Source organism: Leclercia sp. UBA2479, from assembly GCF_002341985.1.
In the GTDB taxonomy this organism is placed as follows: Bacteria; Pseudomonadota; Gammaproteobacteria; order Enterobacterales; family Enterobacteriaceae; genus Enterobacter; species Enterobacter pneumoniae.
Genome location: NZ_DDPB01000006.1, coordinates 350,091 through 365,267 on the forward strand (window position 1 = coordinate 350,091; position 15,177 = coordinate 365,267).

The following is a 15,177-nucleotide window of genomic DNA, read 5'->3' on the forward strand; positions in this document are numbered from 1 at the left end:
GGCGCGTATTTCAGACTTACGCCTGACGAGGATCGTCGATCGGTTTGCGAACCAGGAAAATATAGGCCAGCGCCCCCAGTGCGGTGACGCAGCCGCAGATGATAAGCGCCAGGCGGAAGGAGTGGGTCGTATCCACGATAAATCCGGTCACGATGGGCGCAAAGGACGCGCAGATAAAGCTGGCAAAGTTTTGAATGCTACCTACCGAGGCCGTCATGCGCGAAGCGACGGCGACATGAATCAATCCCCAGCACGATGTACCCGCAAAGTGGATGCAGAACAGCGCCATCCCAATCAATAAAACAGCACTCATCGGCGTGGTTGCCTGCGGTACCACAAAGGTAAAGGCCGCTGAGCAGAGCATACCAATAACAATACTGATTTTACGGCTCCGCACCGGCGCCATCCCCCGCTTGACCAGCCAGTCGGTGGCGAAGCCGTTAGTTAACATCCCTGCCGCCCCAAAGATAAACGGAATGGCCGCCATCAGACCGGTGCTTTTCAGATCGAGGTTATAAGCCGTTTGCAGGTAACCTGGCAGCCAGGCAAGGTAGAGCCAGGCGGTGTAGTTGATGCCGCTGAAGCCGAGCATCATCCCCCACATGGTACGGTTGCGGAACAGGCTCCGCCACTCAGCAAAAGTGAGCGGATCGCGGCGGGCGTTGACGCTGCCCGCGTTCAGGTAAGCCTCTTCCTGGCCGCTCAGCGATAACTCTTCACGGTTGCGATAGAGCATGTACCAGCCGATGGCGAGGAAAATCCCCAGCACGCCGATAGTGATAAACATACCGCGCCAGCCCATGACCAGCATCATCGCGGCCAGGATAGGTGGGCTCATGGCCACGCCGATAGTGGAGGCGGCATTGAAGATGCCCATAGGGCGGCCACGCTCGTTGATGTTAAACCAGTCGTTAATCACTTTAACGCCGCAGGGGTTCATGGGCGCTTCGCCAATCCCCATCCCGATGCGTACCAGCACGAACTGGGTAAAGTTCTGCACCATGCCGGAGAGCGCCTGGAAGAGCGACCAGAAAAACATCCCTATCCCCAGCATAAGCCGTGGGCCCTTGCGGTCCAGCAGCGGGCCGCAGGGTAACTGTGCGATACCGTAGGCCAGCGAGAAAATGGAGAGCAGGGCGCCGATTTCGGTCGCGTTTAGCCCCAGCTCTTCGCGAATGGTGAGGTTTGCCACCGACAGCGAACTGCGGTCAAGGTAGTTAATCACCGCCGCAAAAAATAATAACAGCATGGCGGTCGTCTGAATGCGTTTAATACGCGGAGAACGCGCTACGGCACCCACCGGCGGTACGGGAATATCCCGCGTTTTTTCTTTGTCGAAGGTGGTTTGCGGGTCGAGAGTAATATTGTTTTTTTCCACACCTGACTCCTGAAATATTTTTGATTATTTCTCTTTTTTTATAAATAAGAGGAATGTTGATAACGACAAGTGATGTAAATTTAAATTCACTGTCACTCACGGGAAATAACACCAGGTCGACTTCTCGTGAGCATAGGCAGCCTTTTTTTTCTCGCGCGGGCCTTTTATCGGAAGCGTGCTGCCCTTAATAGTTTGTCGTTTTTAATCGGTACTTAATAAAAGACCGTCGCGCTCTGTTGCAGGGAGCGGATCATGGACTGTTTTGCGGTAGAGAGGTGGTTACGCAACGCCAGGTTGGCATCCAGATCGTTGCGGCAGATAAGCGCGCTGAGAATGGTCATGTGCTCGTCAATGGCGATGATGTTGCGCTGTTTGAGGTCGCTTTCATCCCACTGGTAGTGGAAATGGAAGATCACGGAGATGATCTCCAGCGACTGGTTGAAAAAGATATTATTGGCGGCGCTGAGTAGCAGCGAGTGAAAGTCGCGATCCAGCAGGGAAAACGTGCGAAAACTGTCGCCAATACTGTCGCGCAGGGCTCGGTGCTCCTCAAGCAGGGTTTTCGCCTGTAGCCAGCGCGGATCGTTGTCTGGCAGGTTCAGAAAGTGCTGCAGGGCGTGGGTTTCCAGCATCTCGCGCAGTTCAAAGAGCTGCTCGGCATAGGACTGGTCGAACTGCTTCATACTCCACTGGCCGCGTTTGTCGCTCTCAATCAGGTTGTAGCGGCTGAACTTAAGTAAGTACTCCCTCACTACCACAGGGCTGACTCCGGCGGCACGAGCAAGTTGCAGCTCGGAAAAGGATTCACCTGCGCGCAGCTGGCGCTGGTTAATCATTGAAAAAAATGCCTGCTCAAATAATCGGTTTTGTTCGGCCAGCGGGGCCGCGTCGCAGGTGAAGCCATCCTCGCTGGTGGGCTGACGGATAATCACATAGTCATGGTTCACCTGGGCCAGTACGCCGCGGGTGCACAGGTGAGACTGGATGTGGCGAACGGTGGTGCGACTAATGTTATACATCTCCGCCAGCGCGCTTTGCGACGGCAGCGGCGAGGGAATATGCCCCCGTGACATATCGTCGATGACCTGGTTAATCACGTTGTGACGCAAATTTTGTGAGCGGCTCATACGGGCTCCTTTTGCCGGTGGAGGGGCATTAAAACCCTATTTAAAACGGCTTTGTGCGCGTGATTTCACATTTCAGCTTTTTGCCTGCCCGTTATTTCTTATTTTCATCAATATCTGAATCCACAAAAAAACGGGAGGCAAAAAAATGGCAACAATGAATACGCTGGTGTGTCAGGAACCAAAAAAACTTATTTGGGCGCAGCGAGACATTCCCGTGGCGGGCGAAAACGAAGCGCTAATAAAAATAAAAACCGTCGGGATTTGTGGCACCGATATTCACGCCTGGGGTGGGAATCAACCCTTTTTTAATTACCCCCGGGTGTTAGGCCATGAAATATGTGGCGAAATCATTAGCGTGGGGGAAAATATTCGTACGCTGCGCCCGGGGCAACAGGTGGCGGTGATCCCCTATGTGGCTTGTCAGCGCTGTCCCGCCTGCCTGAGCGGCAGGACCAACTGCTGCGAGGCGATTTCGGTCATTGGCGTGCATCAGGATGGCGGCTTCTGCGAGTATCTCGCCGTACCCGTTACTAATTTGCTGCTGGCAGAGGGTATCGACCCCGAAGCGGCGGCGTTGATTGAGCCTTTCGCCATCAGCGCCCATGCGGTCCGCCGTGCGGCCGTACAGCCCGGCGATGCGGTGCTGGTGGTAGGGGCCGGGCCCATTGGGCTGGGGGCGGCGGCGATTGCCCATGCGGATGGCGCCCGGGTGGTCGTTGCGGATACCAGCGCTTCCAGGCGTGAACATGTTGCCGGGTCTCTTGGACTGTCGACGGTTGACCCTGCGGCGGCGGACTTTACCGACCAGCTACGGGCGCACTTTGACGGGGCGCTGGCGCAGACGGTGATCGACGCTACCGGCAACCCGCACGCCATGAACAACAGCGTGAACTTGATTCGTCACGGGGGGAGCATTGTTTTTGTCGGCCTGTTTAAGGGCGATCTCTGTTTTTCGGATCCCGAATTTCACAAGAAAGAGACCACCCTGATGGGCAGCCGGAATGCCACCGCAGAGGATTTTGCAAAGGTCGGCAGGCTGATGGCGGAGGGCAAGCTGAGCGCAGACATGATGTTGACGCACCGCTACGCTTTTCACGAGCTGGCAGAGAGTTACGAACCGGGGGTGATCAATAATCGTCAGCTGATTAAAGGGGTGATTGCCTTTTAACGTCTTGCCATACAGCGCCCGGGGTGGTGTTGGGCGCTGTTTTTTTATTGCCGCGCAGGAGAGGCAGCCCTCTCCTGCGGTTAGCCTTCGGCGTTGACGATTTTAATCTCCACCATCCCAATCCCCAACTGGCGCGGAGAGTGACCAAGGATATTGCCCTCGTTAGTGGACTGCGGATCCGGCGGTACAATGACCAGGGTGCTGCTGCGTGAAGGGTTGTCGAAATGCAGCGTGGTGGTGGTCACCTCGTTGCCGAGCTTCAGGGTCTGCTCGCTTTGGCCAATCCTCACCGGGATAGGGCGATTGGCATTGGGGCCAAAGGCCTTGGCGGTGATGACCAGGTCAAACTTCGCCGGCAGGGGCTGGTTATATTCAATCTTCACTTCGTCGCCCAGTTGGGCGTTAGACCAGCGGCCCCAGGATTCCGGACGCGAGATGCCGCTAAACTGCTTCACCTCTTCTGGCGCACCGGCGACGTTAAAGACAAAGCTGTCGGCTTTATAGCGAATGTCGTTATCGGCCACCTTCAGCATCTCGACGTTGCGGTTATAGTGGTCGGTGCTGATGACCGTATCCTTGAACGCTGTTTTACCCTGCCACTGAGGCTTGTCCACACGCTGAATGTTCTGCTCACCGCCCAACTGGCCCTGAGAGACGCACCAGTCGGTAGAGAGCGCCAGCGGCTGTGACCAGAGCTGGCCCATCTTGTAGCAGCGATCGACCCAGACGAAGTTATCGCGCGGAGCAAAATCTGCCAGCTGGTAGCGTAGCGGCGCGGAGTATTCGCTCTCTGGCAGCGGCTCGACGCGCTTATCCGAAACGCGCAGCAGCAGCGGCAGGCGGAAATGGCTGCCGGAGAAGGCCATCATATTTTTATCGCTATCGACGGTGAACGCTTTTAGCTCTTTCGGGAAGTTCCACAGGCGGATGACATCCGGTTTCCAGGCCAGCACTTTCTCTTTCATATTAAGGAAAATTTCTGACAAGGATTGCCCTGACAGGCTGCTGCGGCCCAGACCGATGAAGTTATCGCCGCCGAGAATATCCAGCACCGTGGCGCCGTTATCCATGGTGTTGCGCTTAACGGCGAGCGTCTCCTGCTGCGGCTTATCGCCGCGCAGCACGAAGAACAGATTGCTGCGATCTTGCTTATTCAGCTCGTCCCAGGCGGTATTTTTCATCGCCAGATGATCGGAAGAGACCACAATCACCGTGTTTTTAAAGTACGGCGAGGCTTTGATTTTCTCAATCAGCGCTGCAATGTGCTCCTGGCTACAGCCAACGGCACTAAACGACTGGTTCGGTTTGCCATCAATGGCATAGCTCTTGCGCTGGCAGGTGCGGGAGATAAAGCCATCCGGGTGATGGGTATCCACCGTCAGGGCGAATAGCGAGAAACGCTTACCGGACCTGGACAGCGCTTCGAATTTTTTCCAGGTCTCGTCCAGGACCGTATCATCGTAAAAGCCCCAGTCGTTGCGATAGCTCGGGTCGGCGACGGTGGTTTTTAACTCCTCGGCCCCGTAGAGATGGTCGAAGCCGTGAGATTTCAGAAAGACATCTTTCCCGGCAAAGCGCAGGTTGGCGCCCTGCATAAAATAGTTCTCATAGCCGGAGTTTTTCAGGATGTCGCCCAGGCAGATATTTTGCGGGAAGAAACTCGATACCGAGGCCGAGGCATTGCCCTCAAACGGGGCGAACAGCGGGATACCGCACTGGGAGGCCACCATGCCCGCAATGGTGTAATCGGTACCCGGCAGCTGAGCAGTATGGCTGAAATCAATCCCTTCATTTTTGATCGCCCCTAACTCCGGCGCCAGATTCGGGAAGGCCTCGTTGTCAAAGTAGGTGCGCTCCAGGCTTTCACCATAGATATAAACGAGGTTCAGTTTGGGGTTGGGGATGGTTTTTGCGGGCTCTTTGTACCAGGCGGCAAAATCGGGGTCACCGTCGCGAGACTGGGATTTTACCAGCTCGGTGATCTGATTAAATGCCGGGCTGGCATCCACAGAGCCCAATGCCAGTATCAGCGCCAGCAGACTATAGCCAAGATGGTGCGGATGGTGGCGACGACGGCGCAACACCCAGCCCAACAGACCAAACACCAGGACCAGCGTGGTAGCGATCCCGATACCGGGAAGTATGTACTTACTAACCCCCGCGCCTGTAAGACTATTGGTCAGGGTATAAAGAACGGCATCGTTAATGCCATCGCCAGTAAAGTAATCGCTGGCGTACAGGGTAATATTTAAAACAACAAAAAGCCCCAGCACCAGCAGCGTGGCAATAAACCACCAGGTGTTGCGACCCGCTTTCCAGGCATAAACCATTACCGAAGCGAGAAACAGGGTAAAAGAAAGTAACTCTGACAACAGCTTATCCTCAACGATTGCAGCCGCGGGTTAACAAACCAACTGTCTATTTTTTGGGTAATACAATGTAATTGCGATGCCATGTAGCTGCAATTCTAGTGTCATCAAATTGTGCTGTTGTTAGGATTTGGTTTAGATATTGCAAACTTTGAGCGCCGTCTCATCCCTCGATACGGGGGCTCAGGCAATGTCAGGCAGGGGAAATAAAGGGTGCACGCCGCAAGGCGAGCGTAAGCTGTTAATCGCGGCGTGATGTCGTCAAAAAGGGGGAGGATCAGGAGAGGAAGTTAAGTCCCTGCTTCAATACTAAATCGCAGGCTTTGGTTTTGACCTTTTTACCCAGCGCGGAGTCGCCCAGCGTGTTCAGGTTCAGCTGCTGACCATTCTGTGCATTCAGTAGACCCTGGATACCGTCCATAAAATTGGTATCTTCTTGTTGTTCTTGCGTATCCAGACCCAGCTTACCCAGAACCTGGTTTTTAATATTCTGCGTGTCGGTGACCGACGCCAGTTTCTGTTTCGCACAATACTCCAGGATCCCGGCGGCGTTGTTCATGGTGCCCGCGCTCAGGCTCTGGTTACTGTTGCCCAGCAGGCCGGTCAGGGTACCGGCTGAGAGGCCGCCGCTTTCTGAACCGCTGCTTTTGGAAAGTTCGCTGGCGGCACTGGAGAGCGAATCCTGCCAGGATGCGGCGTGGGCGGAACCCAGAACTAACGTGGCGCTTAATACGGCGCTGAGAAGAGATGCTGTTTTCATAAGACTTACTCAAAGAGTTGGGGCGGAAGTGGGGCCAGTATAAACCCCACGGCCAGACACTTCCCGGGGAGATTTCTTAATACTCCTTCCCGGTGACACGGCTACGGTAACTCTCCCAGTCAAATATTACGTACAGGCTGTTGCCGAGCTTCATACGATCCATAACGCGTTCACCCAGCAGACGGGTCATCTCATCGATGTTGTGGTTGGTCAGCATGCCGGTGGGGCGCTTGGAGGAGGAGCGGCGATCGACAATCTGGTTGATGATCACTTTCTCATAACGGGATTCGGTCTGGACGCCAATTTCATCAATGACCAGCAGGTCGACGTTGCTCAGATCGTTGAGTAACTGCTCTTCACTGGTTTCGCGATTGCTGAAGGTGTCTTTCATTGCCGACATAATATCGGCTACGGTGATGATCAGCACCGACTTACCGCGCAGCAGCAACTCGTTGCAGATGGCCGCGGCAAGATGGTTTTTGCCGGTGCCGGGTTTGCCGCTAAAAATAAAGCTCGCGATATTCCCGTCGAACTCTTCCACGTACTGACGCGCCTGCGTCAGCGCCGCCAGTTGCCCCTGGCTCTCTACCTTGTAGTTTTCAAACGAGCAGTTCTGATGCAGCGGGCGAATGCCGGAGCGGTTAAAGGTGCGCTGCATTTTCATGGCCCGGTTTTCGCGGGCCAGCGCCGCGGCGCGGATCTCACCTTGCTCTTTTTGCCACGCCAGAAGCTCTTCGCCGGTGGTAAACGCCGGTTTTACGTTCGCCGGCATGATCTTCTGCAGGCGTTTCATCAGTTCGCCGAACTCTTTCATTTGGCACCTCGGAATCCGTGGGGGATCTGTTTATCCGGTTCTGAAAATGAATTGATATCGCGTCTGGCCTGGCCGCCATTACTGGCGCGGTTGATCTGTACGCTGCGCGCCAGTTTTTGTTGCCATTGAATATGGTGAAAAACTTTGCCTTCAGCCTGCCAGTAAGCTGTAAACGCCGCCAGCTCTTCCGGCGTGACGGGTTGGGTGAGGGCAATGCCCCACAAGGCCGCCTGACGCTGAAAATCGGGATCCGGCTGCCAGCCGGCATACATGGCAAATTTGCCCATCGGTACGGCGACCGGGGCGCTGGTAGGTTCTTCGAAAAATTGCGTATCCAGGGTGACATCGCTGGCCGGGCGGGCAACCCGCGCTTCGGTTTCCAACAACTGCGCCAGACGTTCCGGGGTAATGGCGTAAAAAGCAGGCGCATTATCGACAAAGACCGCGATGGCGCCGCCTTCGGCATTGGCCAGCACGCCACGAGGATCGTGCGTGAGGGCATCAAGGCCAGTGACGCGGGTTGTCAGGATTCTGGAGGACATAGCACTTTCTCAACTGGATTACTGCGGGCGTGATTACAGCACATAGTAGCACAGAGAGAAGGGGGGATGAATGTGCCCTTATCCAGAGGATAAGGGCAGCCAGCGGATTACGCGATGATGTTGAGAGTCACATCAATGTTGCCGCGCGTTGCGTTGGAGTAAGGGCAGACAATGTGGGCCGCATCGACCAGTTTTTTCGCTTCTGCCTGATCCATACCTGGCAGGTGAATGTTCAGTTTGGCTTCAATCCCGAAACCGGTCGGCAGCGGACCGATACCCACTTCGCCTTCAATAAAGGCCTCTTTCGGCATGCTGATTTTGTCACGACCCGCAACAAACTTCATGGCACCGAGGAAGCAGGCGGAGTAACCCGCAGCAAACAGCTGCTCTGGGTTGGTGGCTTCGCCGCCCGCGCCGCCCATCTCTTTGGGTACGCCCAGTTTAACATCCAGAACGCCATCGGAAGAGGTAGCACGGCCGTCACGGCCTCCGGTAGCGGTCGCTTTGGCGGTGTAGACAACTTTTTCTAAAGACATGGCAGGTTCCTTATCTTGTGTTTTGCTTGCTATTTAATAGCGAGCGATTTAGTTACGTGTGGCAAACATATAAACTATAGCTTCACGCGCGGTGAAGCTGATGACGTAATTGTTCCAGCTGCTGTTTCAGGACGGACAGCGTGTCGACATCACACTGGGCTGCGCAGCCTACGGCATTGGGAATACCCAGCGCCTGCTGTTGCAGGGCAGTACCTGCTTCAGTAAGGGTGACGGCCACCTGACGCTCATCCTGGCGCGAACGCTGGCGAACGATTAAGCCCGCAACCTCAAGACGCTTTAACAGCGGCGTTAAGGTAGCGGAATCCAGAAAGAGACGTTCACCAATATCCGACACGGTAATGTCATCCTGCTCCCACAACACCAGCATCACCAGATATTGCGGGTAGGTGAGATTAAGCGGCGCCAGCAGTTGCCGATAGAGCTTGTTCAGCGCCAGGTTCGCCGAATAGAGGGCGAAACAGAGCTGGTTATCCAGCAACAGCGCAGCGGTGTTATCAGTGGGTGTCGTTTTCATGTCTTCAATATAGGTAGTGCGCAATTTAATTGCAAGCGATTTTATGGGCAGGTGTAACGCAGGGCGACCTGTACCGCCATCTTACGGTAGTGCTGTCGTTGGGCCTGCTCGTCTGCCCCCTCTTCAAAGAGTAGGGTAAAGGTGTAACTGTTCGCCACATAATGAAAGCTAAAACTGCTGATCAAACGGTGCAGATCCCGGGCATCCACGCTCTGGTTAAACAGCTGTTTTGCTTTGCCGCGCGTGAGGATGGCCTCCAGCAACTCCAGTGCGCTGCGGTTGACCTGCCGCAAATAGCTGGATTGCTGCATAAAGCGGCCACGCTGCATATTCTCCATGCAGATGATGCGAATATAGTCCGGGTGATCGGCGTGGTAATCGAAGGTGGTCTCCACCAGATGCACCAGCGCTTCGACGGGAGGCATGCCATCGAGGCTCAACTGTCTTTCACTGGCGCGGATCTGGGTATAGACATACTCCAGCACCAGCAGATAGAGATTCTCTTTATTTTTAAAATGGTAAACCACCATGCGCTTGGTGGTACCTGCCTTCTCGGCAATCTGCTCCATACGCGCGCCGTTCAGGCCGTATTCGGCGAACAGGGCGATGGCGCTGAGGAAAATTTTGTCTTTCAGGCTGGATTCGTCAGTGATTTCGCCAGCTTCGCTGTCAGGGTATGCCACATCGCTTCCTTTTATTGCCGGGTGGGTCAGGCGATTATCTCTGGGGCCGACCGGGAACACAAATTTCATACCCGAGGGCGTTTGCGATATAGCCACAAACCGGGGATCGACAGACCAATGGAGAGCGCGCCGACAATCGAGGAGGCCTTCAGGAAGTTTGTCAGCAACATAATCATCTGGGGCTCGCTGTAACCGAGATGGCTAATTTTGACCGCCGAGATCATCGCTGTGTAGGCCGAAATGCCGGGGAACATGGGAATGACCGCGGCGACGGTAAACACCTTCGGATGGGCCAGATACCAGCGCGACCACTGGATGCCAATGCTGCCGACCAGAATCGCGGCGATAAAGGTTGCCCATTCAATATTGAGTCCGGCTGTCATCATCACCATTCGTGAACCATGCCCGATAGCCCCCAGCAAGGCGCACCAGGCCAGCGCACGCTGGGGAACGTTAAAGACCATGGCAAAGCCGACAGCCGGAATTGCCGCCAGCAGCATGTCCTGCACTAACGCCAGTAAAAACGTGATTACGCCCATCCGCGAAGCCCCCATAAGGTCATGGCCGTCACGACGCCAATACAGGTGGCAAGCGTGAGTAAGCTGGCGATAGCCCAACGGGCAAGGCCAGTATTGATATGGCCTTTGAACATGTCGGCCACGGCGTTGATCAGCGGAAAGCCAGGCACCAGCAGAAGCACGCTGGCGGCCATCGCGATAGTGGGCGTACTGGCGAAGCCGGGTAGCCGCAGCAGCAGGCCGGAGACGGTTGTTGCCACAAAGGCGGTGATGCAGAAGTTGATCTGCGGGTGAATCTGTCGGTGGGTAAGGACCTGACGCACATACATCGCCAGCGCGCTGGCGGCAAAGGTAATGGCAGCCCCGTCCCAGCCGCCTTTATTGAGCACGCAGAAACAGGCGCAGGAGAGCCCCACCATCAGCACTACCAGCCAGCGAGGGTAGCGGAGCGGTTTGATTTGGTTAAAGCGCTTTTCAACATCTTTGCCATCCAGCAGCTTGTGCTCGGCCATGATGACGATATGTTGTACCTCGGTCACCACGTGCATGTTGATTCCGCGATCGTGATTTTTGCGCGTAGAGGTGAGGCAGTGACCCTCTTTGATGGTGGTCAGCACAATGGCATTGGAGGAGATGGCGCTTTCGACGCTGTCCATGCCCAGCGCCAGCCCCAGGCGGGTGGACAACTCCTCAACAAGCGTGCTTTCCGCACCGTGCTGTAATAAAAACAGACCGCACTGAATACACAGCCGCGTCGTTGCGCGCTGCGATGATTGATCTACCTGCATGGATTACCCTGACGATGGTGATGCCTGAAAGCCCGTAATGGTTACTTTTACAACACATCGCTGTAACGCCGGTGCTGAGGCAGATCAAACTTTCGGCTATCGGTATTTTATTTTTCGCGTTATTAATAGCGTTATTAATTCTGGATTTTTATATGATTAATCTATCCATTCCGCTTTTTGTTATATTTAGAATTTCTAACTTCACCTTTTTAAAATGATCAGTGATAGTACATTATCAAGTTCGGCAGGGTGTGCGATATTGTAAGCGACTTTTGCGGTGTATAAAAACAGGATGCACTACTTTATCGAGGATGCGATAAAGATAACGGCGTTTGATCAACGTCAGGAAAGGACTCAAAACAAAAATGACGCCAATAAGTTGTCAGCACGCAATTATTATCAGTAAATTACCGGTAATGCAAACGGGCTTAGGTTGTATTATCTCACGTAATTTGCCTGATTATGAAGTTTCCTATTGCCGCTCTCAGGAAGAGCTTACACTTCTTCAATTACGTCGGGCGAATGTTGTTATTGCCGATATCTCCGGGGATCAACGTAACCCGCGTCGAATTTGCGAAGAATATTATTCTTTGCAGAATCATTACCGTGATATTCACTGGATATTTTTAGTTTCACGTCGGGTCTATCCCTGTGCGGTAGAGCTTCTGCTACGACCAGAGAGTTCATTGCTTTCAGATATCGAGCCCATTGAAGGTGTGATTAACGCCATTCGTGGCGGAAGCCAGAGTGCAGAACGCATTAGCCAGACGCTGCTAAAACCGGAGCTGGAGGAGCTCGACGAAAGTCGGGATGAGGTGATGTTGACTCACTCTGAACGCAAGGTATTACGCCTACTAGGAAAAGGCTGGGGCATAAATCAAATTGCCGCCTTGCTTAAAAAAAGCAACAAAACGGTCAGTGCCCAAAAAAATAGCGCCATGAGGCGACTGTCATTACGCAGTAATGCCGAAATGTACGCGTGGATTAACAGTAACAAGGGAATGAAAGAGCTGAATCTTTTTTCAGCCTATGGAGAACAGGACGAATGGAAAAGAGCGCCGTTAAGAGACCTATCGCTATCGTCGAAAAGTGCACAATGAGTGCCGTTGGTCTGGAACATCTGTTTTCCAGCCCGACTCTTAAAAATTATCATCCCTCTATTTTCAGCGATATTGCGCAATTTAATGAAGCACTTGAGACTATTCCATTTTCAGCACTTATCTATTCGCTTTCCGATTCGCGAAATGAGCGCCGTTATTGTCTGGAATGTTTAAAGTCGCTGGCCGCCAATCATAGCCATATTCAGCGTATTGTTCTGGCGTCTGATACTAAAGAGGCCAGTCTTATCAACCATCTCTCCCCGTCGCATTTGCACGGTATTGTGATTAAATCGGAATCGGTCAAAGCGTTACAGGAGCAGTTAGGTGCGCTGTTAAGCGAAACGCGGCGGAGCAGTGACAGTATTCATAATCACTGGAACCTGCATCGTGGACGCTTACTGAGCCCGACAGAGCGCGCCATTCTGCAATTTATGTCCAGCGGATATTCAATCCCGGAGATTGCCACGCGTCTGGATCGCAATATCAAAACCATTCGCGCACATAAGTTTAACGCCATGGTTAAGTTGGGTGTTCACTCCGACATGGGATTGCTGAATGCTGCCGACATCCTGAGCCACTTCCCGATGCCGGATCGCCGTAATCCACAAAACTTTATGCTTTATCACTCCTGAACATGACGCCAGAGGTTTCTCTGGCGCCCTGCTTACTGACAGACATCCACCCAGGTGGCATCCGTCAGCGTGGCCATTCTCTCCGGTGAAATGCGAACGGCACTGTGAATGGCCCCCGCAGCGGGTAACACCTCTTCAAACTCCCGCAGAGAGACATCGCAGTAAACTGCCAGCGGATTTTCCAGCCCAAAAGGGCAAACGCCGCCTACAGGATGGCCGGTTACGGTCACGACTTCGTCGCTGCTGAGCATGCGTGCTTTGGCGCCAAAGGCCTCTTTTAATTTTTTGTTATCCAGGCGGGCGTCACCTTTTGCCACCACTAAAATCACCTCGTTTTTAACCTTCAGTGAAAGGGTTTTGGCGATCTGGCCGGGGGCAACGTTGTGTGCCGCCGCAGCCAGCGCAACGGTAGCGGTACTCTGGCTGAGCTCGATGACTTCAATGTCCGGGGCATTGTCGGCAAAAAATTGCCTTACAGACTGCAAACTCATTGTTTTCTCCTGCGAAATAGTCTGCGTAATCTTTCATATCAAATTATGCTCTGTAAATATCCCTTAAGTAACAAAAATCCCGTATCAGTGATTTCTGGATCGCCTTCACATTCACGGAAACCGGTTACAGTAACCGGTTGCAGTTGCCGTATGCAGAGATTAATACTGAATACGTAACTCCCCCTGTATCCAATAATAAGAGTCGACTATGAAACCTATCCGTTTGAGCAGTACCGCTGGTAGACGAACCAGCAAGGTGGTGAAAGTGGTTTATGGAACACCGTGCGGCGCGCAGGCGCCCGAAACGAACCTGTGACAGGAGAGCCGTTATGTCTGCCAACCATGCTGCGTTTAACCTGATATTCCGTTTTGTCGAAAATTATGTCAGTCCTGTTGCCGGGCGTATCTCTGCCCAACGCCACGTTATGGCCATCCGCGACGGCTTTATCTCAGCCATGCCGTTTATGATTGTGGGTTCGTTCCTGCTGGTGTTTGCCTATCCGCCATTCTCGCCAGATACCACCTGGGGCTTTGCCCGCGCCTGGCTTGATATGGCAAAACAGTTTGAAGGCCAAATCCTGACCCCGTTTGATATGACCATGGGCATTATGTCCATTTACATCTGCGCGGCCATTGCCTACAACCTGGGCAAGCATTACGTTAACTCGCATCAGCTTGACCCGTTCATGTGCGCCATGCTCTCCTTAATGGCGTTTTTACTCATCGCCGCGCCTAAAACGAAAGGGGCGATGCCGGTAGACAGCCTTGGCGGGACGGGGATTTTTACGGCCATCCTTGTCGCGATCTACTGCGTGGAGATGATGCGTTTCCTGAAAGCGCACAACATTGGTATTCGCCTGCCTGACCAGGTGCCGCCAATGATCAAAAACTCCTTCGATCTGCTGATTCCCGTCCTGGTGGTGGTGTTAACTCTCTATCCGCTGAGCCTGTTTATTCAGTCGCAGTTCGATATGCTCATCCCGCAGGCCATTATGGCTATCTTCAAACCGCTGGTGTCGGCTGCCGATTCGCTGCCAGCCATTCTGCTGGCGGTGCTGATTGGGCACCTGCTCTGGTTTGCAGGGATCCATGGGGCTGCCATCGTCTCTGGCATGCTGCAGATGTTCTGGCTCACTAACCTCGGGATGAACCAGACGGCGTTGGCACAGAGCGCACCGCTGCCGCACATCTTTATGGAGGCGTTCTGGACCTTCTTTATCGTGATTGGCGGCTCGGGTGCAACCATGGGGCTGGTCTTCTGCTACTTACGTAGCAGGTCTGCGCATTTACGCTCTATTGGGCGTCTGAGTGTGGTGCCAAGCATCTTCAACATTAACGAACCGGTGATTTTTGGCACCCCTATCGTAATGAACCCCGTTTTCTTTATCCCCTTCCTGCTGGCACCTATGGTCAATGCGGTACTGGCATGGGCGGCAATGAAACTGGATCTGATTGGACGCGTGATATCGGTGGTCCCCTGGACGGCCCCGGCTCCGGTTGGCGCGGCATGGGCACTGGGCTGGGATTTCAGGGCCGCCGTACTGGTGATACTGCTGGCGCTGGTTTCTGCCATTATTTATTACCCGTTCTTCAAGGTGTACGAGAAACAGCTGCTCGCGCAGGAGGCTGAAGAGGCGCAGCGCGCGGAAGAGGAGAGCCAGCAGGTGGCTTAGGTAAAAGCAAACCGGCAACTGAGGTTATAATGCCGATCGGTTAAGCACGGTGGAATCGTTCCG

16 protein-coding genes are annotated in these 15,177 nt (G+C 53.8%); 4 read left to right on the forward strand and 12 right to left on the reverse strand.

What is annotated here, in order from left to right; translation table 11 throughout:
• Positions 1–16: 16 nt before the first annotated feature.
• Both B3B59_RS06580 and B3B59_RS06585 read right to left on the reverse strand, forming a co-directional pair.
• Positions 17–1,378 (reverse strand): MFS transporter, encoded by a 1,362-nt coding sequence (locus B3B59_RS06580; RefSeq protein ID WP_212478244.1) that lies wholly within the window; start codon positions 1,376–1,378, stop codon positions 17–19.
• Positions 1,379–1,590: 212 nt separating this feature from the next.
• The gene (locus B3B59_RS06585) at positions 1,591–2,505 is read right to left on the reverse strand and encodes a GntR family transcriptional regulator (protein WP_046886505.1); all 915 of its coding nucleotides are present in this window, start codon (positions 2,503–2,505) and stop codon (positions 1,591–1,593) included.
• 145 nt (positions 2,506–2,650) lie between these two features.
• Between B3B59_RS06585 and B3B59_RS06590 the strand changes: the two genes are divergently transcribed.
• Complete coding sequence (locus B3B59_RS06590) at positions 2,651–3,673, forward strand: zinc-binding alcohol dehydrogenase family protein (RefSeq protein WP_286808465.1); 1,023 nt, start codon at positions 2,651–2,653, stop codon at positions 3,671–3,673.
• 80 nt (positions 3,674–3,753) lie between these two features.
• On the opposite strand, the gene opgB is transcribed toward B3B59_RS06590, so the two are convergent.
• From opgB to B3B59_RS06635, 9 genes are all read right to left on the reverse strand, one after another.
• Positions 3,754–6,045, reverse strand: a complete 2,292-nt coding sequence (gene opgB, locus B3B59_RS06595) for a phosphatidylglycerol--membrane-oligosaccharide glycerophosphotransferase (RefSeq protein ID WP_286808467.1) — start codon at positions 6,043–6,045, stop codon at positions 3,754–3,756.
• A 274-nt stretch (positions 6,046–6,319) separates the two neighbouring features.
• Positions 6,320–6,802, reverse strand: a complete 483-nt coding sequence (locus B3B59_RS06600; RefSeq protein ID WP_046886508.1) for a DUF2501 domain-containing protein — start codon at positions 6,800–6,802, stop codon at positions 6,320–6,322.
• A 76-nt stretch (positions 6,803–6,878) separates the two neighbouring features.
• Entirely contained in the window at positions 6,879–7,616 is a 738-nt protein-coding gene (gene dnaC, locus B3B59_RS06605; RefSeq protein ID WP_040077299.1) for a DNA replication protein DnaC, read from the reverse strand.
• A complete protein-coding gene (gene dnaT, locus B3B59_RS06610; protein WP_046886509.1) occupies positions 7,613–8,158 on the reverse strand; it encodes a primosomal protein DnaT in 546 nt (181 codons plus the stop codon). Before dnaT ends, dnaC begins: the two co-directional genes overlap by 4 nt.
• A 107-nt stretch (positions 8,159–8,265) precedes the next feature.
• Positions 8,266–8,694 (reverse strand): organic hydroperoxide resistance protein, encoded by a 429-nt coding sequence (locus tag B3B59_RS06615; RefSeq protein ID WP_040077297.1) that lies wholly within the window; start codon positions 8,692–8,694, stop codon positions 8,266–8,268.
• Positions 8,695–8,776: 82 nt separating this feature from the next.
• Positions 8,777–9,229, reverse strand: a complete 453-nt coding sequence (locus tag B3B59_RS06620; protein WP_046886510.1) for a MarR family winged helix-turn-helix transcriptional regulator — start codon at positions 9,227–9,229, stop codon at positions 8,777–8,779.
• A gap of 41 nt (positions 9,230–9,270) precedes the next feature.
• Entirely contained in the window at positions 9,271–9,912 is a 642-nt protein-coding gene (locus B3B59_RS06625; protein ID WP_286808470.1) for a TetR family transcriptional regulator, read from the reverse strand.
• A 65-nt stretch (positions 9,913–9,977) separates the two neighbouring features.
• The gene (locus B3B59_RS06630) at positions 9,978–10,451 is read right to left on the reverse strand and encodes a threonine/serine exporter (RefSeq protein WP_286783758.1); all 474 of its coding nucleotides are present in this window, start codon (positions 10,449–10,451) and stop codon (positions 9,978–9,980) included.
• Positions 10,442–11,218 (reverse strand): threonine/serine ThrE exporter family protein, encoded by a 777-nt coding sequence (locus B3B59_RS06635; RefSeq protein ID WP_046886512.1) that lies wholly within the window; start codon positions 11,216–11,218, stop codon positions 10,442–10,444. The genes B3B59_RS06630 and B3B59_RS06635 overlap by 10 nt, the downstream gene beginning before the upstream one ends.
• 365 nt (positions 11,219–11,583) lie before the next feature.
• On the opposite strand from B3B59_RS06635, the gene B3B59_RS06640 reads away from it, so the two are divergent.
• Positions 11,584–12,318: a helix-turn-helix transcriptional regulator gene (locus B3B59_RS06640; protein ID WP_040077291.1), complete on the forward strand. Its 735-nt coding sequence runs from the start codon at positions 11,584–11,586 to the stop codon at positions 12,316–12,318.
• Positions 12,315–12,950: a DNA-binding transcriptional activator BglJ gene (bglJ, locus tag B3B59_RS06645; protein ID WP_040077290.1), complete on the forward strand. Its 636-nt coding sequence runs from the start codon at positions 12,315–12,317 to the stop codon at positions 12,948–12,950. Before B3B59_RS06640 ends, bglJ begins: the two co-directional genes overlap by 4 nt.
• A 32-nt stretch (positions 12,951–12,982) precedes the next feature.
• On the opposite strand, the gene B3B59_RS06650 is transcribed toward bglJ, so the two are convergent.
• Positions 12,983–13,441, reverse strand: coding sequence for a YbaK/EbsC family protein (locus tag B3B59_RS06650; RefSeq protein WP_046886515.1), 459 nt, complete (start codon positions 13,439–13,441; stop codon positions 12,983–12,985).
• Positions 13,442–13,770: 329 nt separating this feature from the next.
• Here B3B59_RS06650 and B3B59_RS06655 point away from each other — a divergent pair, with 329 nt between their 5' ends.
• Entirely contained in the window at positions 13,771–15,114 is a 1,344-nt protein-coding gene (locus tag B3B59_RS06655; protein WP_040077289.1) for a PTS sugar transporter subunit IIC, read from the forward strand.
• Positions 15,115–15,177 lie beyond the last annotated feature (63 nt).

Bases quoted from the DNA above. Each gene is read 5' to 3' on its own strand.
- B3B59_RS06585 (WP_046886505.1), bottom strand. From the start codon at position 2,505: ATGAGCCGCTCACAAAATTTGCGTCACAACGTGATTAACCAGGTCATC.
- B3B59_RS06590 (WP_286808465.1), top strand. From the start codon at position 2,651: ATGGCAACAATGAATACGCTGGTGTGTCAGGAACCAAAAAAACTTATT.
- B3B59_RS06600 (WP_046886508.1), bottom strand. From the start codon at position 6,802: ATGAAAACAGCATCTCTTCTCAGCGCCGTATTAAGCGCCACGTTAGTT.
- dnaC (WP_040077299.1), bottom strand. From the start codon at position 7,616: ATGAAAGAGTTCGGCGAACTGATGAAACGCCTGCAGAAGATCATGCCG.
- dnaT (WP_046886509.1), bottom strand. From the start codon at position 8,158: ATGTCCTCCAGAATCCTGACAACCCGCGTCACTGGCCTTGATGCCCTC.
- B3B59_RS06615 (WP_040077297.1), bottom strand. From the start codon at position 8,694: ATGTCTTTAGAAAAAGTTGTCTACACCGCCAAAGCGACCGCTACCGGA.
- B3B59_RS06620 (WP_046886510.1), bottom strand. From the start codon at position 9,229: ATGAAAACGACACCCACTGATAACACCGCTGCGCTGTTGCTGGATAAC.
- B3B59_RS06630 (WP_286783758.1), bottom strand. From the start codon at position 10,451: ATGGGCGTAATCACGTTTTTACTGGCGTTAGTGCAGGACATGCTGCTG.
- B3B59_RS06635 (WP_046886512.1), bottom strand. From the start codon at position 11,218: ATGCAGGTAGATCAATCATCGCAGCGCGCAACGACGCGGCTGTGTATT.
- B3B59_RS06640 (WP_040077291.1), top strand. From the start codon at position 11,584: ATGACGCCAATAAGTTGTCAGCACGCAATTATTATCAGTAAATTACCG.
- bglJ (WP_040077290.1), top strand. From the start codon at position 12,315: ATGAGTGCCGTTGGTCTGGAACATCTGTTTTCCAGCCCGACTCTTAAA.
- B3B59_RS06650 (WP_046886515.1), bottom strand. From the start codon at position 13,441: ATGAGTTTGCAGTCTGTAAGGCAATTTTTTGCCGACAATGCCCCGGAC.
- B3B59_RS06655 (WP_040077289.1), top strand. From the start codon at position 13,771: ATGTCTGCCAACCATGCTGCGTTTAACCTGATATTCCGTTTTGTCGAA.